The sequence below is a fragment of the Nocardia sp. NPDC055050 genome, from assembly GCF_053608345.1.
In genome coordinates this window covers 63,877-81,564 of sequence record NZ_JBSGVG010000033.1, presented here as the reverse complement: position 1 = coordinate 81,564, position 17,688 = coordinate 63,877, and the positions used below count along the sequence as shown (strand labels likewise).

General features: G+C 67.1%; 17 protein-coding genes, 1 tRNA gene and 1 pseudogene. 3 read left to right on the top strand and 16 right to left on the bottom strand.

Going from position 1 to position 17,688, the window contains the following annotated elements; genetic code table 11:
- Positions 1-179: 179 nt before the first annotated feature.
- From ACWGCN_RS27435 to ACWGCN_RS27405, 7 genes and pseudogenes are all read right to left on the bottom strand, one after another.
- On the bottom strand, positions 180-875 hold the full coding sequence (locus ACWGCN_RS27435; protein ID WP_378995800.1) for an ABC transporter ATP-binding protein: 696 nt from the start codon (positions 873-875) through the stop codon (positions 180-182).
- A 141-nt stretch (positions 876-1,016) separates the two neighbouring features.
- Positions 1,017-1,922: pseudogene (locus ACWGCN_RS27430) on the bottom strand (ABC transporter ATP-binding protein); the annotation flags it as partial.
- 41 nt (positions 1,923-1,963) lie between these two features.
- Positions 1,964-3,388 (bottom strand): branched-chain amino acid ABC transporter permease, encoded by a 1,425-nt coding sequence (locus ACWGCN_RS27425; protein WP_452453817.1) that lies wholly within the window; start codon positions 3,386-3,388, stop codon positions 1,964-1,966.
- On the bottom strand, positions 3,385-4,392 hold the full coding sequence (locus tag ACWGCN_RS27420; RefSeq protein WP_452529132.1) for a branched-chain amino acid ABC transporter permease: 1,008 nt from the start codon (positions 4,390-4,392) through the stop codon (positions 3,385-3,387). The genes ACWGCN_RS27425 and ACWGCN_RS27420 overlap by 4 nt, the downstream gene beginning before the upstream one ends.
- Positions 4,393-4,494: 102 nt before the next feature.
- Positions 4,495-5,652 (bottom strand): branched-chain amino acid ABC transporter substrate-binding protein, encoded by a 1,158-nt coding sequence (locus tag ACWGCN_RS27415; RefSeq protein ID WP_378995653.1) that lies wholly within the window; start codon positions 5,650-5,652, stop codon positions 4,495-4,497.
- Positions 5,653-5,924: 272 nt separating this feature from the next.
- Entirely contained in the window at positions 5,925-6,536 is a 612-nt protein-coding gene (locus tag ACWGCN_RS27410; protein ID WP_056824610.1) for an ANTAR domain-containing response regulator, read from the bottom strand.
- A 165-nt stretch (positions 6,537-6,701) separates the two neighbouring features.
- Positions 6,702-6,788 (bottom strand) — tRNA-Leu (locus tag ACWGCN_RS27405).
- 112 nt (positions 6,789-6,900) lie between these two features.
- Between ACWGCN_RS27405 and ACWGCN_RS27400 the strand changes: the two genes are divergently transcribed.
- The 3 genes from ACWGCN_RS27400 to ACWGCN_RS27390 all read left to right on the top strand — a co-directional run bounded on the left by ACWGCN_RS27400 (position 6,901) and on the right by ACWGCN_RS27390 (position 8,737).
- Positions 6,901-7,410, top strand: coding sequence for a monooxygenase family protein (locus tag ACWGCN_RS27400; RefSeq protein ID WP_378995656.1), 510 nt, complete (start codon positions 6,901-6,903; stop codon positions 7,408-7,410).
- Between the two features lie 185 nt (positions 7,411-7,595).
- Entirely contained in the window at positions 7,596-8,219 is a 624-nt protein-coding gene (locus tag ACWGCN_RS27395) for an arsenate reductase/protein-tyrosine-phosphatase family protein (RefSeq protein ID WP_378995659.1), read from the top strand.
- Between the two features lie 134 nt (positions 8,220-8,353).
- Entirely contained in the window at positions 8,354-8,737 is a 384-nt protein-coding gene (locus ACWGCN_RS27390; RefSeq protein ID WP_452460329.1) for a hypothetical protein, read from the top strand.
- 43 nt (positions 8,738-8,780) lie between these two features.
- Here the strand turns inward: ACWGCN_RS27390 and ACWGCN_RS27385 are convergent, their stop codons facing one another.
- From ACWGCN_RS27385 to trpC, 9 genes are all read right to left on the bottom strand, one after another.
- On the bottom strand, positions 8,781-9,677 hold the full coding sequence (locus ACWGCN_RS27385) for an acyl-CoA thioesterase (RefSeq protein ID WP_378995663.1): 897 nt from the start codon (positions 9,675-9,677) through the stop codon (positions 8,781-8,783).
- Positions 9,678-9,679: 2 nt separating this feature from the next.
- Entirely contained in the window at positions 9,680-11,098 is a 1,419-nt protein-coding gene (gene pyk, locus ACWGCN_RS27380; RefSeq protein ID WP_378995802.1) for a pyruvate kinase, read from the bottom strand.
- 145 nt (positions 11,099-11,243) lie between these two features.
- Entirely contained in the window at positions 11,244-11,915 is a 672-nt protein-coding gene (locus ACWGCN_RS27375) for an amino acid ABC transporter permease (protein WP_452460330.1), read from the bottom strand.
- Positions 11,916-11,918: 3 nt separating this feature from the next.
- Positions 11,919-12,677, bottom strand: a complete 759-nt coding sequence (locus ACWGCN_RS27370) for an amino acid ABC transporter substrate-binding protein (RefSeq protein WP_449972098.1) — start codon at positions 12,675-12,677, stop codon at positions 11,919-11,921.
- Positions 12,678-12,843: 166 nt separating this feature from the next.
- Positions 12,844-13,374, bottom strand: coding sequence for a TM2 domain-containing protein (locus ACWGCN_RS27365; RefSeq protein WP_378995669.1), 531 nt, complete (start codon positions 13,372-13,374; stop codon positions 12,844-12,846).
- 224 nt (positions 13,375-13,598) lie between these two features.
- Positions 13,599-14,672, bottom strand: a complete 1,074-nt coding sequence (gene lgt / locus ACWGCN_RS27360) for a prolipoprotein diacylglyceryl transferase (RefSeq protein WP_452529131.1) — start codon at positions 14,670-14,672, stop codon at positions 13,599-13,601.
- A gap of 121 nt (positions 14,673-14,793) precedes the next feature.
- Positions 14,794-15,594: a tryptophan synthase subunit alpha gene (gene trpA / locus ACWGCN_RS27355; protein ID WP_378637179.1), complete on the bottom strand. Its 801-nt coding sequence runs from the start codon at positions 15,592-15,594 to the stop codon at positions 14,794-14,796.
- Positions 15,591-16,856, bottom strand: a complete 1,266-nt coding sequence (gene trpB / locus ACWGCN_RS27350) for a tryptophan synthase subunit beta (RefSeq protein ID WP_378637181.1) — start codon at positions 16,854-16,856, stop codon at positions 15,591-15,593. Before trpB ends, trpA begins: the two co-directional genes overlap by 4 nt.
- Positions 16,853-17,674, bottom strand: a complete 822-nt coding sequence (gene trpC / locus ACWGCN_RS27345) for an indole-3-glycerol phosphate synthase TrpC (RefSeq protein WP_056824640.1) — start codon at positions 17,672-17,674, stop codon at positions 16,853-16,855. The genes trpB and trpC overlap by 4 nt, the downstream gene beginning before the upstream one ends.
- Positions 17,675-17,688: the final 14 nt, after the last annotated feature.

The following is a 17,688-nucleotide window of genomic DNA, read 5'->3' as shown; positions in this document are numbered from 1 at the left end:
GGCGTAGGCGACGAAGGAGCAAGCCCCGGTGGCTAACCGGCGGCCCCTCAGGGCCGCGACTCGAGCGCGCCAGCGCTCCAACAAACACAGCGTCGAACCGCCTGGGACAACCGAACGCAGGTGACCCTCGCACCCGCGACTCCCCGCCGCATCGTCGAGAGTCCCCGCGCCGCCGGCAATTAGTCGACGCCCAGGTAGGCCGACATGACCGCAGGGTCGGTGAGCAATCCCGCACCCGGACCGGACTTGGTGACCTCGCCGGTTTCCAGGATGTAGGCGCGATCACTGCGGGTCAGGGCCTGTTGGGCGTTCTGTTCCACGAGCAGCACCGTGGTGCCCTGGCGGTTGATCTCGCTGATGATCCGGAAGATCTGCTGGATCACCATGGGGGCCAGACCCATCGAGGGTTCGTCGAGCAGCAGCAGCTTCGGCCGGGCCATGAGGGCGCGGCCGATCGCGAGCATCTGCTGTTCGCCGCCCGACATCGTGCCGCCGACCTGCTTGCGACGTTCGGCCAGGCGGGGGAACAGTTCGAAGACCCAGTCCAGGGTCTGTTGATACTCGGTCTTCTTCTCGAAAGGCCTGCCGTAGCAACCCATGTCGAGGTTCTCCGCGACCGTCATGCCCGGGAAGACACCGCGGCCCTCCGGCGCCTGGATGAGACCCTCGACCACCCGATCGTGCGCTTTCATGGTGGTGATGTCTTTGCCCTGGAACAGGATTCGGCCCGAGGTGAGCGGCAGCAGGCCCGACATCGCCCGCATGGTGGTGGTCTTGCCCGCGCCGTTGGCGCCGAGCAGAGTCACCAGTTCACCCTGGGCGACCGACAGCGAAATGCCGTGCAGCGCTTGGATCCGGCCGTAGTTCACGACCATGTCCTGGACCTCGAGCAGCGGCGCCTCGGTCTCGACCACGGCCTCCGGCTCGTCCCGCGAGCGCACCACCACGGCGTCCGCCACCGGCGTCGCCCCCTCCTCCGCGGCGGCGACCGATCCCTCGCGCACTTCCTCGATCGTGTCCGCGTCGGGCACGCCGAGGTAGGCCGCGATCACCGCCGGGTCCTCGCGCACCTGGGTGGGCAGGCCGTCGGCGATCTTGCGCCCGAACTCCAGGACCACGATCCGGTCGGTCACGCCCATCACCAGGCGCATGTCGTGCTCGATGAGCAGCACGGTGTAGCCGTCGTCGCGGATCTTGCGGATCAGGTCCATCAGCGCCGACTTCTCGCTGGGATTGAAACCGGCGGCCGGCTCGTCGAGACACAGCAGCTTGGGCTCGGTGGCCAGCGCCCGCGCGATCTCGAGCCTGCGCTGATCGCCGTAGGACAGGTTGCGGGCCTTCTCCACCGCGCGTGGCGCGATGCCGACGAACTCGAGCAGCGCCATGCCGCGTTCGATGGCATCACGCTCCTCGCGCCGGAACTTCGGCGTGCGGAACACCGCGCCGGGCACCGAGGTGGTGTGGCGCGCGTCAGTGCCGACGACCACGTTCTCCAGCGCCGTCATCTCGCCGAACAGCCGCACGTTCTGGAACGTGCGCGCGATACCCATCCGGGTGATCTCGTTGCGCTTGGTCTTGGCCAGCGGCCGACCGTCGAAGTGCACGCTGCCCGACGCGGGCTTGTAGACGCCGGTGATGGCGTTGAAGCAGGTGGTCTTGCCCGCGCCGTTGGGGCCGATCAGACCGAGGATCTCGCCGCGGCGGATCTCGAAACTGACCCCGTCCAACGCGGTCAGACCGCCGAACTTGACGGTCAGACCGTCGGTACGCAGCAGGGGCTCGCCGACCGCGGTCTCGATCTCGCGATGCGGCGCGACCACCTCGGCGACGGTCTCGGCATCGGCGAGCTCGGGCAGCACCGCGGTGACGTCGACCTCGCCGGTCGGCTCGACCTCGGGCGGCGGCTGGTAGCCGGCCTTCATGTCTTCGTTGTCGTACAGCGCGTCTCCCGCGCCCGGCCCCGTCATCGCCCTGCTCCGATCGATTCGGCCGCCGGCTTGCGCACGACCGCCTGGTACACCTGTCTGCCGTAGGCGAGCAGTTTCTGCCGCACCGGGAACAGACCCTGTGGCCGCAGAATCATCATCACCACGAGCGCGATGCCGAAGTAGAGGTACTTCAGGTCACCGAGGTTCTGGGCGCCGCCCGGACGGAACAGCAACACACTGCCGAACAGCAGCAGGCCGAGGATCACCGCGACGATCGCCACGCCGATCACTGTCCGCCGGACCCACGCGGCCAGCGCGTCCTTCTTCCACCGCCACAGCAACCACAGCCCGATCAGCAGCGCGACATCGAGGCCGAGCAGCAGGTAACCGGTCGACTCGCTGGACACCAGCTGCACCGACTGCAACCGCATCGGCAGGTAGGCGATGAGGAACGCGCCGACGATCACGCCGAGCTTGTTGCCCGAACCACCCAGCACCACTGCGCACAGGAACAACATCGACAAGATGATGTCGAACTGTTTGGGGTTGACGTAAGTGACCTGACCGGCGTACATCGCGCCGGACAGACCGCCGACCGAGGCGCCGATCACGAACGCCCACAGCTTGAACTTGAAGGTCGGCACGCCCATGATCTCGGCGGCGTCCTCGTCTTCGCGGATGGCGACCCAGGAGCGCCCGACCCGGCTGCGCTCGAGGTTGCCGATGATCAGCAGCACCACGATCACGAAGGCCATACCGAGCCAGAACCACCAGGTGCCGTTGCTGGCCCGCTGGAAGGGATTCCAGCTGCTGGTGTCGCCGAGGTTGCCCGGGGAGAAGAAACCACCGGGGTGCGCCTCGGATTCGCCGACCGTGGGGTAGGCGATCTTGGACAGCCCGAGGCTGCCGTTGGTCAGGTCGCCCAGGTTGTCGGCCATCAGCCGGACGATCTCACCGAAGCCCAGCGTCACGATCGCGAGGTAGTCACCGCGCAGCCGCAGGGTCGGCGCGCCGAGGATCAGGCCCGCGAGCGCGGTCAGCGCGATCGCGATCGGCAGGCAGGCCACCCACGCCCAGCCGGGTTGCAGCCAGCCGCCGTCGGTTTGGTTCCACGGACTGTTCGGACTGGTCAGCAGGCCGACCGTGTAGGCGCCGACGGCATAGAAGCCGACATAACCCAGGTCGAGCAGACCGGCCTGGCCGACCACCACGTTCAGGCCGATGGCGATCAGCGCGTACATGGCGAACTGCGCCATCACACCGCCGAAGCTCACGCCCGGAGTGTCGAGCAGCGGGGGCGGGAACAGCGGCATCAGCGCCAGCAAGGCGATGATCGGTACGCCAACGGCCCACTGGGCCGGACGCGAGAGCCCGTCCCACCAGACCCGGATCGCATCGCCGATGCCACGTCGATCCTGCGGTGCGACAGGCGCTTTCGGGGTTTTCGTCAGGTCTGTCATGCGCGTGCCCTCCCCAGGCTCTCGCCGAGGATGCCGGTCGGCCGGAACATCAGCACGGTCACCAGCAGCACGAACGCGACCACGTCACGCCATTCGGTGCCGAACAGGATCTGCCCGTACTGCTCGGCGATGCCGAGGATCAACCCGCCGAGCAGCGCGCCGCGCAGGTTGCCGATGCCACCGAGCACCGCGGCGCTGAACGCCTTGATACCGAGGATGAAACCGCCGGAGAAGATGATGCCGGTGGGGATGTAGAGCGTGTACAACATCGCGGCCGCGCCTGCCAGCAGACCGCCGATGAGGAACGTCAGCACGATGACCCGCTCGCGCGAGACACCCATCAGGGTGGCGGTGTCGGGGTCCTGGGCGACCGCGCGGATGGCGCGGCCGAATTTGGTTCTGTTGATGACGATTTCGGTGGTGATCGCGAGCACGACGGCCGCGGCGATGATCACCAGCGCCACATTGGTGACCTGCGCGCCGAGGAAGCTGAACTGCACCTTCGGCTCCACGAGCCGGATACCGGTCTGGGCGTTGGAGCCGCCGAGCCCCGGCTTGATCTTGGGCAGGATGTAGTGCACGAATTCCTGGATCACGAACGACATACCGATCGCGGTGATCAGGAACGCCAGCGGTTTCGCGCCGCGCCTGCGCAGCGGCCGGTAGGCGACTCGTTCGAGCCCCACCGCCGCGATGCCCGAGACGAGCATGCCGAACAGCATCGCCAAGCCCAGGTACAGCACTGTCAGCAGGACACCCTGGGAATACACGTTGCCGCTGGGCGCGAAGCCGAGCAGTTCCAGTCCCACGTAGGTGCCGAACATGCCGAGCATGAAGATCTCGGAGTGGGCGAAGTTGATCAGTCGGAGCACGCCGTAGACCAGCGTGTAGCCGACAGCGACCAGGGCGTAGATCGAGCCATAGGTGAGGCCGTCCACGGTCAATCGCCAGAACTGGTCGATCACCCCGGAGACGTTGAAATCGATGGACCCTTCGGCCAACAGCTACACACCGCGCGCCGCGGCTTAGTTCATGTTTACTCCCGCTACCGGCGCGGGGTGCGGGTGTCATCACTGCCACGCGCACCGCTGCACACATCATCTGAACTACTTGACCTGGTACATCCAGATCTGGATGTTGGCCAGCTCGCCGGTCTCGCCCCACTTGTACTGGCGGGCGACGCCGGTGCCGTTGTAGTTACGGACGTAGTCGACCAGCTCGGCGCGGGTGACCTTGCCGGCATCGATTCCCTTGAGCAGGATCGTGGTCAGGTCGTAGCCCTCGACGGAGTAGACGCCGGGCGCCTGGCCGTTGAGCGCCTTGTAATCGGCGGAGAACTTCTCCGGCGCGGGGCTGCACGGGCACGACAGCAGCGCGTCCTTGGACGAGGAACCGGCCTGCCGGACGAACTCGGGATCGTTGGTGCCGTCGGCGGAAACGAAGGCCGCGGTCACGCCACCGGAACGCAGCTGCTGCACGAACGGTGCCGCCTCGGCGTAGTAACCGGCGTAGAAGATGGCGTCGGGCTTGGCCGCGGACAGCTTCGAGACCGCTGCCGAGAAGTCCTTGTCACCTTCCTTGACGCTCGTGGCGCAGGAGGCGTCGGCCGCGGGACCCGCGGCGGTGATGAAGGCCTTCGCCAGGCCGGCACCGTAGTCGGTGTTGTCCTGCACGACGCAGATCTTCTTGAAGCCCTTCTCACCGGTCAGGTAGTTGGCCACGGCCGGACCCTGCGAGTCGTCGTTGCCGAGGCCGCGGAAGAAGGTCTTCCAGCCGTTCTGGGTGAGCGTGGGGTTGGTGGCCGACGCCGTCAGCGTGGGCATGCCCGCCTCGCTGAGGATCTGGCCGGTCGCCTTGGTCTCACCCGAGAAGGTCGGGCCGACCAGGGCCACGATGTTCGGATCGGCGACGATCGTCGGAACCACCTGGCTGGCGATCTGCGGCTTGCCCTCGGTGTCGAACTGCTTCACCGAGACCTGACAGTCCGGATTGGCCTTGTTGTGCTGGTCGAGCGCCAGCTTCACGCCCATGATGATGTTGATGCCGAGGGCGGCATTGCCGCCGGTCAGCGGGCCCGCCATGCCGAGGGTCAGGGGCGCGCACTTGGCCTTGCCGTCGCCTGCGGGGTCCGCGGCCGCACCGGCGTCGGTCGTCGCGACGGCCTTACCCTGGGTATCGAGCTGAACAACCGACTGGATGGAGAGATCGGTGTTGCCGCCACCGCCGCCATCCGACGACTTGTCACTGCATCCGGACAACACCAACGACGCGGCAGCTCCGATTACCAGAACTCCCCGCGTCGACCGACTGCGCCATGTCGAACTGAGCACGTCTCACCTCTATGTCCTGTGCTCCCCGGGTTCACCGAGGGGGCCGACCACGTTCAGCCCGCAGAGAACATATCGCCGCTTTGTTAGATCCGCATCACATTCGCATCATGTCGGAGGTCGGTTGTCCAGCAATAGTTCACATTATTGTTTCGCTTACGTAAACATTTTCTGCTTTCGGCCCACGCGGCGGTAAGAGCCGAACCGCGTCACTGCGGGGTGAGGTTCTCCAGCACGACTTCGGCGACCGCCTTCATCGTCGTGCGGCGATCCATCGCCGTGCGCTGAATCCATTTGAACGCCTGCGGCTCCGAGAGCCCCTGGGTCTGCATGAGCACACCCTTGGCCCGCTCGACCAGTTTGCGCGTCTCCAAACGGTCCGAGAGATTCGCGACTTCGGTTTCCAGCGCCGTGATTTCGTGAAAACGACTGGCCGCCAGTTCGATCGCGGGGACCAGGTCGGATTTGGTGAACGGCTTCACGAGATAGGCCATCGCACCCGCGTCCCGCGCACGCTCCACCAGATCGCGCTGACTGAATGCGGTCAGGATCACCACGGGCGCAACACGTTTCGACGCGATCTCGGCGGCCGCGTCGATACCGTCACGGCGCGGCATCTTCACGTCCATGATGACCAGATCGGGGCGCAGTTCCTCGGCGAGCTCCACAGCCTGCTGTCCGTCGCCCGCTTCGCCGACGACGTCGTAGCCCTCTTCCTTGAGCATCTCGACGAGATCCATCCGGATCAAGGCCTCATCCTCGGCGACGACGACCCGCTTGGCCGCGGCCTCACGCGTGGCGCCGGCTGCATTCGTGCTCATAGGTTCGACCCCTCTGGATTCCGATGCCTGTCGATCACACCACGACTGGCGATGTAAAGAGTACCTTTTGCTTCCGCGCAGAGAATGCGCCTGCGATGAGATCGCGCACACCCTGCGCCGGATACTCCCCCGCGGAGCGCGGCTACGTACGCCGCGCTTCCGCCGTGGTGCCGAGTGTGGGACTCGAACCCACACGTCCTTCCGGACAACGGTTTTTGAGACCGTCGCGTCTGCCAGTTCCGCCAACCCGGCGCACCGCGGTCACTATAGCGTCTCGGCGCGCCGGGAAGCGAACCGCCGGTCGAACCGGACGTCCACCTGCCCCGTAGTACCTCGAAAGAGCACCTTGGAAGGGGCTGCGATCATGCGCGTGCACAGAACTACGGTCGACCTGAATGCCTACCCCGACCTGGTGATGATCCTGCTCGGCATGCGTGTCCGCACCCCGCGCGGGATGCTGCGGCTGCTCGGCGTCGGCCCGAAGTTGTATCGCTCACATGCCGACCGGCCCGACGGTTTGCTGCTGCACGAGGACATCGTGTGGTCGATGTTTCCACCGCATTGGGGCGCCCGGCAGTACTGGCGCGATCTGGATTCGCTCGAGCGCTGGACGCGATCGGAACCGCACCGGCAGTGGTGGGGCGAATTCCTGCGCGATTCCGGCGGCACCGGCTTCTGGCACGAGGCCTACTTCCGCCGTGGCGGCATCGACGCGGTCTACGACGACATGTCGACATCGACGGGGCTGGCGGCGTTCGCGCCGGTCGTCCCCGCGCGCGGGCCGATGTTCTCCACCAGGGGCCGCGTGCACGGCACTCCACCGGCCGTGCCGCCGGTCATTTCCGAATCGAATTATTATGACCGAAAAGAGTGACAACCGACACATATCACCGCGAGGTTTCTTCCCCCTATCTCGCGGGTATCACGGTCACACACAACAGATTTGCGCATCGTGAATGATGTACGGCGTTCAACCGAAAGGTGAATAAGTAGTACCGCGCTTGTGATGGTTACAATTCCGGCCTACTCCGTGACAATCGACCCGATTACGGTGTCGGTATGCACGTGCTCTTCGTCTGCAACTCCAATGTCTGCCGGTCGGTGATCGCCGAACGGCTCACCCGGGCGTTCGCGACGGAGCACGCTCTACCCGGCCTCACCGCGGAGAGCGCGGGCACCAGGGCCCTGGTCGGCTTTCCGCCCGATCCGATGGCCGCCGAGACCATCCAGGGCCTCGGCGGGGACACCGCCGGCTTCAAGGCCCGAAAGCTCAAGCCCGAGATGGTCGATCGCGCCGATCTGGTGCTGACGATGACCGATTCCTTACGCGACCAGGTCGGCGAACTGGCCTTCGGCACCGCCCCGCGCACCTTCACCCTCGCCGAGGCCCATCGCATCGCCAAGGTCACCGGTGCGAAATCCATTGCCGCACTGCACCACGCGCGCAACAACCTGGCCTATGTGGGCCGCGAGAACATCGCCGACCCGATCGGCCTCTCGCCCGCGGCGTTCCTCGAGGTCGGCGATCGAATCGCCGAATTGCTGTTTCCCGTGCTGGGCGCGCTCGCCCCCCACGAGCAGACGAAACGGGCCGGCGACACCGATCGGCCCGGCCTGGTGATAGCTCCCAGTGGACCCGGCGCCCCACTGTCGGCCTTTCTCGCCGCGCAACGCAGACGCTGAGCTAGGGCTGTTCGCCACGGCGCGCAGGGATTAGACTTCGGCGCGGACGTGGGTGGTTACCCCTTGCAGGTTCGACACACGACGGGACTACAGACTTGCCGAAACGCATTTCGGATGTTTCGCTCCATGTGTATGTGACGCCGGAGATCCTCGACCGCATCGTCGCCAGTGTCCGGACGGTTCTCGACGACCACGTGCACGAGCGTGACGTCTACGCATGGCGGTTCACCATGCCCGTCGACGCGAGCGACCCGGTGCATCACGAACTCGAATCACAGTGGCGCGGTAGCTATCCCTGCCTCGAGCCGAGCACGGAGAGCACCTACGAGATCGCGCTGAGCCTGGTCGGCGATCCGGCCGATCTCACCGACGCCGACATCGCCGACCTCGAGCGTGGGCTGGCGCTGGCCGTGTACGGAGCGGCCCCACCGCATCACGCGCACGGTGTGCCCTTCACCTTGCGCGCCCATCAGCGCACCGACGTGGTCGCACCCGAGCTCGACCACGAACTGCGTTGAGCTCTCCGGCCGGATTGACCTCAGCGGGGCCACACCACGGCGCTCAGCGGGCCGGGAAGTGCCGGATGACGCCTTCCTGCACGGTCGTGGCGATCAATTCGCCTGTGCGCGAATAGAACCGGCCCGTCGCCAAACCACGCGAACCGGCCGCGACCGGCGACTCCGTGGCGTAGAGCACCCAGTCGTCGAACCGGAACGGGCGATGGAACCACATCGAGTGGTTCACCGTCGCCGCGAGAATCCGGTCCAGCCCCCACGACAAACCGTGCGTGGTGATGATCGAATCGAGCACGGTGGTGTCGGAGGAGTAGCCCAGCGCGGCCACGTGCAGCAGTTGATCATCCGGCAACGCCCCGTCGGTGCGCATCCAGACCCGGTTGTGATTGAGCTTCTCGCCGGTGCCCTTGAGGATCCACGACGGATCGTTGGTGTAGCGCATGTCGATCGGATGCGGCGCCTTGATGAACATCTCCAGCTTGTCCTCGAAGCCGACGAAGCTCTCCTCCACCCGGGGCAGGGTTTCGGGATCCGGCACATCCGGGCCCTCGTGCGCGTGCTCCAGGCCCTTGCCCCAGTCCTGGAACGCGGCCAGCATGACGAACAGCTCCTGGCCGTCCTGGCTGGCGGTCACCGTCCGGTTGGCGAGCGCGCGGCCGTCGCGGTGGCGCTGCACGTGGTATTCGATCGGCTTCTTCACATCGCCGCCGCGCACGAAATGCGCGTTGATCGCGTGCAGCGGCCGATCCCCCGCCGTGCGTCCGGCGGCGATGATCGCCTGCGACACCAGCTGCCCGCCGAAGGTGCGGCTCCACACCTTCTCGGGGTGGTTGCCCAAGAAGGTGTCCTCGCCGATCGACTCGAGGTCGAGCAGGTCGAGCAACACCCGCAGATCGGGTGTCGGCTCGCCCTGTGTGGTCTCGATGCCGATCGAAATGCTCACTACTAGTGGTCCTCTTCGCCGATGCGGTGCACGTGGATCAGGTTGGTGGAACCGACGGTACCCGGAGGGGAACCGGCAACGATGACCACCAGGTCACCCTTGCGATAACGCTCCAGCGACAATAGCGCCTGATCCACCTGGTGGATCATCGCGTCGGTGGTGTCCACCATGGGCACGATGAACGTTTCGGTGCCCCAGGTCAGCGTGAGCTGGCTGCGGACCTCCGGCATCGGGGTGAACGCCAGCAGCGGCAGCGGGGTGTGCAGGCGGGCCAGCCGACGCACGGTGTCACCGGACTGGGTGAACGCCACGAGCGCCTTAGCGTTGAGCCGCTCGCCGATGTCACGGGCGGCGTAGGAGATCACGCCGCGCTTGGTGCGCGGCACGTGGGTCAGGGGTGGCACCCGCGACGTCTCGGACTCGACCGCGGTCACGATGCGGGCCATGGTACGCACCGCGTCGATCGGCCACGCTCCGACCGAGGTCTCCCCCGACAGCATCACCGCGTCGGCGCCGTCGAGCACCGCGTTGGCGACGTCGGAGGCTTCCGCGCGGGTGGGCCGGGAGTTCTCGATCATCGATTCGAGCATCTGGGTGGCGACGATGACCGGCTTGGCGTTCTCCCGCGCCATCTGGATCGCGCGCTTCTGCACCAGCGGCACCTGCTCCAGGGGCAGCTCGACACCGAGGTCGCCACGGGCGACCATCACCGCGTCGAAGGCCAGCACGATCGCCTCGAGGTTGTCGATCGCCTCGGGCTTCTCCAGCTTGGCGATCACCGGCACCCGGCGGCCGACGCGGTCCATGATGTCGTGCACGAGTTCGATGTCGGACGGCGACCGCACGAACGACAGCGCGATGAAGTCGACGCCCAGCTCCAGGGCGAATTCGAGGTCGGCGACGTCCTTCTCGGACAGGGCGGGCACCGACACGTTCATGCCGGGCAGCGACAGGCCCTTGTTGTTGCTCACCGGGCCGCCCTCGGTGACCCGGCAGACGACGTCGTTGCCCTCGACCGATTCCACCGTGAGGCCGACCTTGCCGTCGTCGACCAGCAGCCGGTCACCGGCCTTGGCGTCCTGCGCGAGCTCCTTGTAGGTGGTCGAGACGCGGTCGTGGGTGCCGTCGACCTCGTCGACGGTGATCCGCACCTGCTCGCCGTTGGCCCACACGGTCTTGCCGTCGGCGAACCGGCCGAGGCGAATCTTGGGGCCCTGGAGGTCGGCGAGGATGCCGACCGCGCGGCCGGTCTCGTCCGAGGCCGCGCGGACCATCTTGTAGTTGTCGGCATGGTCGGCGTGGTCGCCGTGGCTGAAGTTCAGCCGGGCCACATCCATGCCGCTTTCGACGAGCTCACGAATACGATCCTGGGTAGCAGTGGCCGGGCCCAGGGTGCACACAATCTTCGTCCGTCGCATCACGGCCCCCAGCCTAATGCTCATCCGCCTCTCCGTGAATTTGGCCGGTCGGAGGGTCGTGGTCACCTGGCGACCGGACCGGCGGTTTCGGCGGGAACAGGGGCCGAGCGTTCCCGATGAGTTACCCATGTGTTCACGAAATCAGTGGTCACCGAACGGCGACGTGTCTGGAAAGTCTTGTTTCCAAACGACTCTGGCCGAAGCCGAGGATCAGGCAGATCACCCAGTAGTAGAGCGCCGCGACGCCGTAGAGGGCGAAGAAGTCGAAGGTGGGCGCGGCGGCCAGCTGGGCGGTGCGCAGCAATTCGGTGACCAGGATGGTCGAGGCCAGGGAGGTGTCCTTGACCAGGGAGATCAGCGTGTTCGACAGCGGGGGCACCGCGATCCGCGCGGCCTGCGGGAACACGACGTACCAGAGCGTCTGGACATAGGTCATGCCCAGCGATTCCGCCGCCTCCCACTGCCCGTGCGCCACGCTCATGATCGACGAGCGCACCACCTCCGCGGCGTATCCGCCGACGTTGAGGCTGAACGCGATCACCGCCGCCGGGAACGGATCGATGACGATCCCGAATTGCGGCAGCGCGTAGAACACGATGAACAGCTGGACCAGCAGCGGGGTGCCGCGAATGATCGAGATGTAGAAGCGGGCGGGCACCGAGAGCACCCGCCGCGTCGACATCCTCGCCAGCGCGACACCGACCGCGATGGCCAGGCCGATGACGAAGCTGACGGCCGTGAGCGGCAACGTCATCGTCACCGCGGCCTTCAGCATCGGTACCAGGTTGTGCCGGATCAGCTCCCAGGTAGCCGGATCCATCCGCTATTTGCTGACGTCGGTGCCGAAGTACTTCTCCGACAGACGAGCCAGGGTGCCGTCGGCGCGCAACTGCTCCAGCGCCTTGTCGACGTCGGCGATGAGCGCGGTGTCGTCCTTGCGGGCGGCGAAGGCCTGCTTGCTGGTCTCGCCGGTCTGCGCGGCGATCTTGATGCCGGTATCACCGGTCTTCTTGGTGTACTCACCGACCGCGAGGGTGTCGTTGACGGTGGCGTCGACCCGACCGGCCTTCAGCAGCTGCACCGCCTGCACGAATCCTTCCACCGCTTCGACTTTCGCACCCGCGCCCGACGCGACCTTGCTCCAGTTGCTGGTGGCCGACTGCGCGGTGGTCTTGCCCGCCAGACTCGCCAGCGACGTGATGGAGGTGTTGTCGGACTTGGTGACGATCACGCCCTCGGAGGTCGTGTACGGCTGCGACAGCGCGTACTTGGCCGTGCGCTCGGGGTTCACGGTGACCTGGTTGGCGACCAGATCGAAGCGCTTGGACTCGAGGCCGGCGAAGATCGAGTCCCAGGGGGTCTGCACGAATTCCACCTGCTTGCCGAGCTTCTCGCCGACCGCGCGCGCGACCTCGACGTCGTAGCCGGTGAGCGTGCCGCCCTCCTGGTAGCTGAACGGCGCGTAGGTGCCCTCGGTACCGATCTTCAGCACGTTCGGGTCGGACGCGGACGAGCAGGCCGACAGGCCCGTCGCGGCGACCACAGCGAGTACGGCGGCGGCAATGAATTTGCGCACGGACATCCCTTTCTCCGCTGCGCGTAGGGGGCACGCGCAGGCCAAGCGACGCTACGGCGCCGCCACAGACCGACACAGAGTATCGCTCACCGTGATCGGAATACCGGCGGGGAAACACGAAACGGGTGCCCCGCCGTAGCAGAACACCCGTTCATCCCCGTGCGGGCAGGAATCAGTCGCGCAGCGGGCGACCCTGCGCGTCGGGCACCTTGCCGGTGAGCATCATGATGCCGTCGATCAGCGGCCAGATGGCGCCGAGACCACAGGTCAGCCAGGTCACCGCGATCTGGGCGATGCCGAGACCGGTGTAACCGAGGTAGAAGCGACCGACGCCGAAGCTGCCGAGGAAGATCTGCAACAGACCGGCCATCAGCTTCTGCTTGTCCGAGAACGGCACGCCGTACATGTCCCGGCCGTAGGGGGCTTCCGGGTCGTTCGGGTTGTAGCCCTGCGGCATGGCCCCGTACGGCGCTGCGCCGTACCCCGGCTGCGGCTGCTGAGCGTACGGGTCGGCAGGCTGACCGTACTGCGGCTGCGGCGCACCGTACTGCGGCTGACCGTAGCCGGGCTGCTGCGGCTGCTGGGCATACGGATCAGAGGGCTGACCGTAGGCAGGCTGGCCGTACTGCGGCTGCGAACCCGAGTCGGGCTGCTTGCTCAGGTCAGGGCCGTACTGTGGATTGGGGTTGTAGGGGTCGGTCACTCATGTCCTCCATCATTCGTGCGGGTACCCGTCGTGGCCCCCGGCCAGTGGCGATCGGCCGAACGGCGGTGCGCCCGCGACGATCACGGGTCATTGTTGCCGGTCCTGCCCACCGTTGTCTTGTCGGGTGCTTCCCCGAGCTGCCCTCGCCATACCGTGGAATATCGCGGCGGGCGTCCGCAATGTTGCCGGACGCCCGCCGATTCCACGAAAACTGTCGTGGATCAGGATTTCTTCGCGTCGGTGACATCCTTCGCGTCGGCGGCGCCGACAGATTCGGACACGACATCCGCTTCTGCCGAATCCTTTTCCACCTCAGCGGAATCCGCCTTCTTCGTGACGTCGACGGCCGCGGTCTCGGAGTCCGTCGCCGCCGCGTTGTCGGCCGCACCGGCGGCGCGCAGCGCGGAGAACTGCCACGGCCAGGGGCGCGGCTCACCGTCGGGCTGCAACTGGGCCGGGGTTTCGCGGCCCTTGGTCGCCAAGGCGAAGTAGGCCATGGCGCCGAGGAAGACGAGTGCGGAGGTGAACGAGTTGATCCTGATGCCGAGGATATGGGTGGCCTCGTCGCTGCGCAGCAGCTCGACGAAGAACCGGCCGAAGCTGTAGCCCGCGACATAGAGCGCGAACAGTCGTCCGTGGCCGATCTTGTAGCGCTTGTCGAGCAGCACCAGACCGATGACGACCAGCACGTTCCAGACGAGCTCGTACAGGAAGGTCGGCTGCACGACCTCGAGCACCCGCCCGGTCGACACCCCGTTCATCATGTCCCGCGCGCCGGTCTCCGGGTCGAACCGTTCATAGATCTCCAGGCCCCACGGGAGCTCGGTGGCGCGCCCGTACAGCTCCTGGTTGAAGTAGTTGCCGAGCCGGCCGATGGCCTGGGCGAGCAGCACAGCGGGCGCGACGGCGTCGCCGAGCGCGGGCAGCGGGATCTTGTACATCCGGCAGCCGATCCAGGCACCGATGGCGCCGAAGAACACCGCGCCCCAGATGCCGAGGCCACCCTGCCAGATGTAGAGCGCCTCGACGGGATGCTTGCCCTCGCCGAAGTACTTCTGCCAGTCGGTGGCCACGTGATAGATCCGGCCGCCGACCAGGCCGAACGGCACCGCGAACATCGCGACATCGAGCACGGCGCCCGGCTGACCACCGCGCTCGCGCCACCGGCGTTCACCCCACCAGATGGCGACGACGATGCCGAGAATGATGAACAGTGCGTATGCCCGCAGCGGGAAGGGTCCGAGTTGCCAGACCCCCTGGGGCGGACTCGGAATATAGGCCAGGACTGAGTTCACCCGGCCCACGTTAGTGGAGAGCCCTACGGGCGTGTTGCCGCGACCCGGACGGTGGACGACGGGCCGGTGACGAGCGATGGGCCCGGCCGCGGATCAGCGGCCGGGCCCATCGTACGAACTGCTAGGAGCGAACGGTCGCCGAACGCACGCCCTCGGCCAGTTCGGCCGTCAGCGCGCGCACCGCGTCGAGACCCTCCGGCACGGCCGAGACCAGCGCCGAGCCGACGATCACGCCGTCGGCGTACGCGGCGATCTCGGCGGCCTGCGCCCCCGAGCGCACGCCGAGGCCGACGCCGATCGGGATGTCGGAGTGCGCGCGGATGCGCGAGCACAGCGCGGGCGCGGCCGAGGAGACCGCGTCACGGGCACCGGTCACACCCATGGTCGAGGCCGCGTAGATGAAGCCGCGGGAGGCCTCGAGGGTCTTGACCAGACGCTCTTCGGTCGACGACGGCGCGACCAGGAAGATGCGATCCAGATTGTGCGTGGCCGAGGCGACGAACCAGTCGTCGGCCTCGTCGGGGATCAGGTTCGGCGTGATGATGCCGGCGCCACCGGCCGCGGCGAGATCGCGGGCGAAGGTGTCGACGCCGTATTTGAGCACCGGGTTCCAGTAGCTCATCACCACGGCCTGACCACCGGCATCGGCGATCGCCTCGACGACGGAGAACACATCGCGCACCCGCACCCCGCTGCGCAGCGCCTGCTCGGCGGCGGCCTGGATGACCGGGCCGTCCATCACGGGATCGGAGTAGGCGACGCCGACTTCGACGATGTCACAGCCGGATTCGACGAGCGCACGGCACGCGGCGATGGAGCCGGCGAGATCGGGATAACCGGCGGGCAGATAGCCGATCAGGGCGGCCCGGCCCTCGCTGCGGGCCGCGGCGAAGGTGTTCGCAAGACGCGACTGCTGACTCACTGTTGGTGCTCCTCGGCATCGTCGTCGAACAGACCGAACCAGCGCCCCGCCGTGTCCATGTCCTTGTCACCACGACCGGACAGGTTGACCAGGATGACCGCGCCCTCGCCGAGCTCCACGCCCAGCTTCAGCGCACCCGCCACCGCGTGCGCGGACTCGATCGCCGGGATGATGCCCTCGGTGCGCGAGAGCAGCAGCAGCGCGTCCATCGCCTCGGTGTCGGTGATCGGCCGGTATTCGGCGCGGCCGATGTCCTTGAGGTGGGCGTGCTCGGGGCCGACGCCCGGGTAGTCGAGTCCGGCCGAGATCGAATGCGATTCGATGGTCTGGCCGTCTTCGTCCTGCAACAGGTACGAGTAGGCGCCCTGGAACGCACCGGGCGTGCCACCGGTGAAGGTGGCGGCGTGGCGCCCGGTTTCGACGCCGTCACCGGCCGCCTCGAAACCGACGAGGCGCACGCCCGCATCGGGGATGAAGGCGTGGAAGATGCCGATGGCGTTGGAACCGCCGCCCACGCAGGCCACGACGGCGTCGGGCAGCCTGCCCGCTTGCGCCGGAAGCTGGATCTGCTCGCGCGCCTCCAAGCCGATCACGCGCTGGAAATCACGGACCAGCAGCGGGAACGGGTGCGGACCGGCGGCGGTGCCGAAGCAGTAGAACGTGTCGTCGGCGTGGGTCACCCAGTCGCGCAACGCCTCGTTGATCGCGTCCTTGAGCGTCTGCGAACCCGAGGTCACCGGGATCACCTCGGCGCCGAGCAGCCGCATGCGGGCCACGTTGAGCGCCTGGCGGGCGGTGTCGACCGCACCCATGTAGACCACGCAGTCGAGGCCGAGCAGCGCGCACGCGGTGGCCGTCGCGACGCCGTGCTGGCCCGCTCCGGTCTCGGCGATGACGCGCGTCTTGCCCATCCGCTTGGCGAGCAACGCCTGACCGAGCACATTGTTGATCTTGTGCGAGCCGGTGTGGTTGAGGTCCTCACGCTTGAGGAAGATCCGCGCGCCACCCGCGTGCGCGGCCAACCGGGTGCATTCGAACACCGGCGACGGACGGCCGGTGTAGTCGCGCTGCAGCCGGTCGAGCTCGTCGAGGAAGCCGCGATCGGTGCGGATCTTGTCGTACTCGGCGGTGACCTCTTCGATCACGGCCATCAGCGCCTCGGGGACGTGCCGTCCGCCGTAGACACCGAAGTGGCCGCCCGCGTCGGGTTCGTACTCGGAGTGCTGGGCGACACCGGCGCTCGCCGGGGGAAGCACCGTCACCGGATGCTCCGTCGGGCCGGCTTCGGGCAGGACGGGTGCGTGCCGGCGGTCACCAGTTCGGACACGGCCGAACGCGGGTTACCACTGGTCACCAGGCCTTCGCCGACGAGCACGGCATCGGCGCCCGCACCGGCGTAGGCCAGCAGGTCGGCGGTGCCGCGGATACCGGACTCGGCCACCCGGATGACCTCCGAGGGCAGGCCGGGCGCGATCCGCGCGAACACATCGCGGTCGACCTCGAGGGTCTTGAGGTTGCGCGCGTTGATGCCGATCACCGTCGCACCGGCTTCGAGGGCGCGATCGGCCTCTTCCTCGGTGTGCACCTCCACCAGGGCGGTCATGCCGAGGGATTCGGTGCGGTCGATCAGCGAGGCGAGCACGTCCTGTTCGAGCGCGGCCACGATCAGCAGGATCACATCGGCGCCGTGGGCACGGGCCTCGTGGATCTGGTACGGGCCGACGACGAAGTCCTTGCGCAGCACCGGGATGTTCACGGCGGCGCGCACGGCGTCGAGATCGTCGAGCGATCCACCGAAGCGGCGGCCCTCGGTGAGCACGCTGATGATGCGCGCGCCCCCGTCTTCGTAGGCCTTGGCCAGCACGGCGGGATCGGGAATGTCGGCGAGCGCGCCCTTGGAGGGGCTGGCTCGCTTCACTTCCGCGATGACACCGATTCCGTCCTCGTGCAGCGCGGCGTGTGCGTCCAGCGGTCCCTTGACCGCGGCGGCAGCAGCTTTGATCGCTTGAAAATCGAGGAGGGCTTCGCGAGCGGCAACATCCGCTCGGACCCCGTCGAGAATCGAGTCGAGTACCGTCATCTGGCTCGAATCCT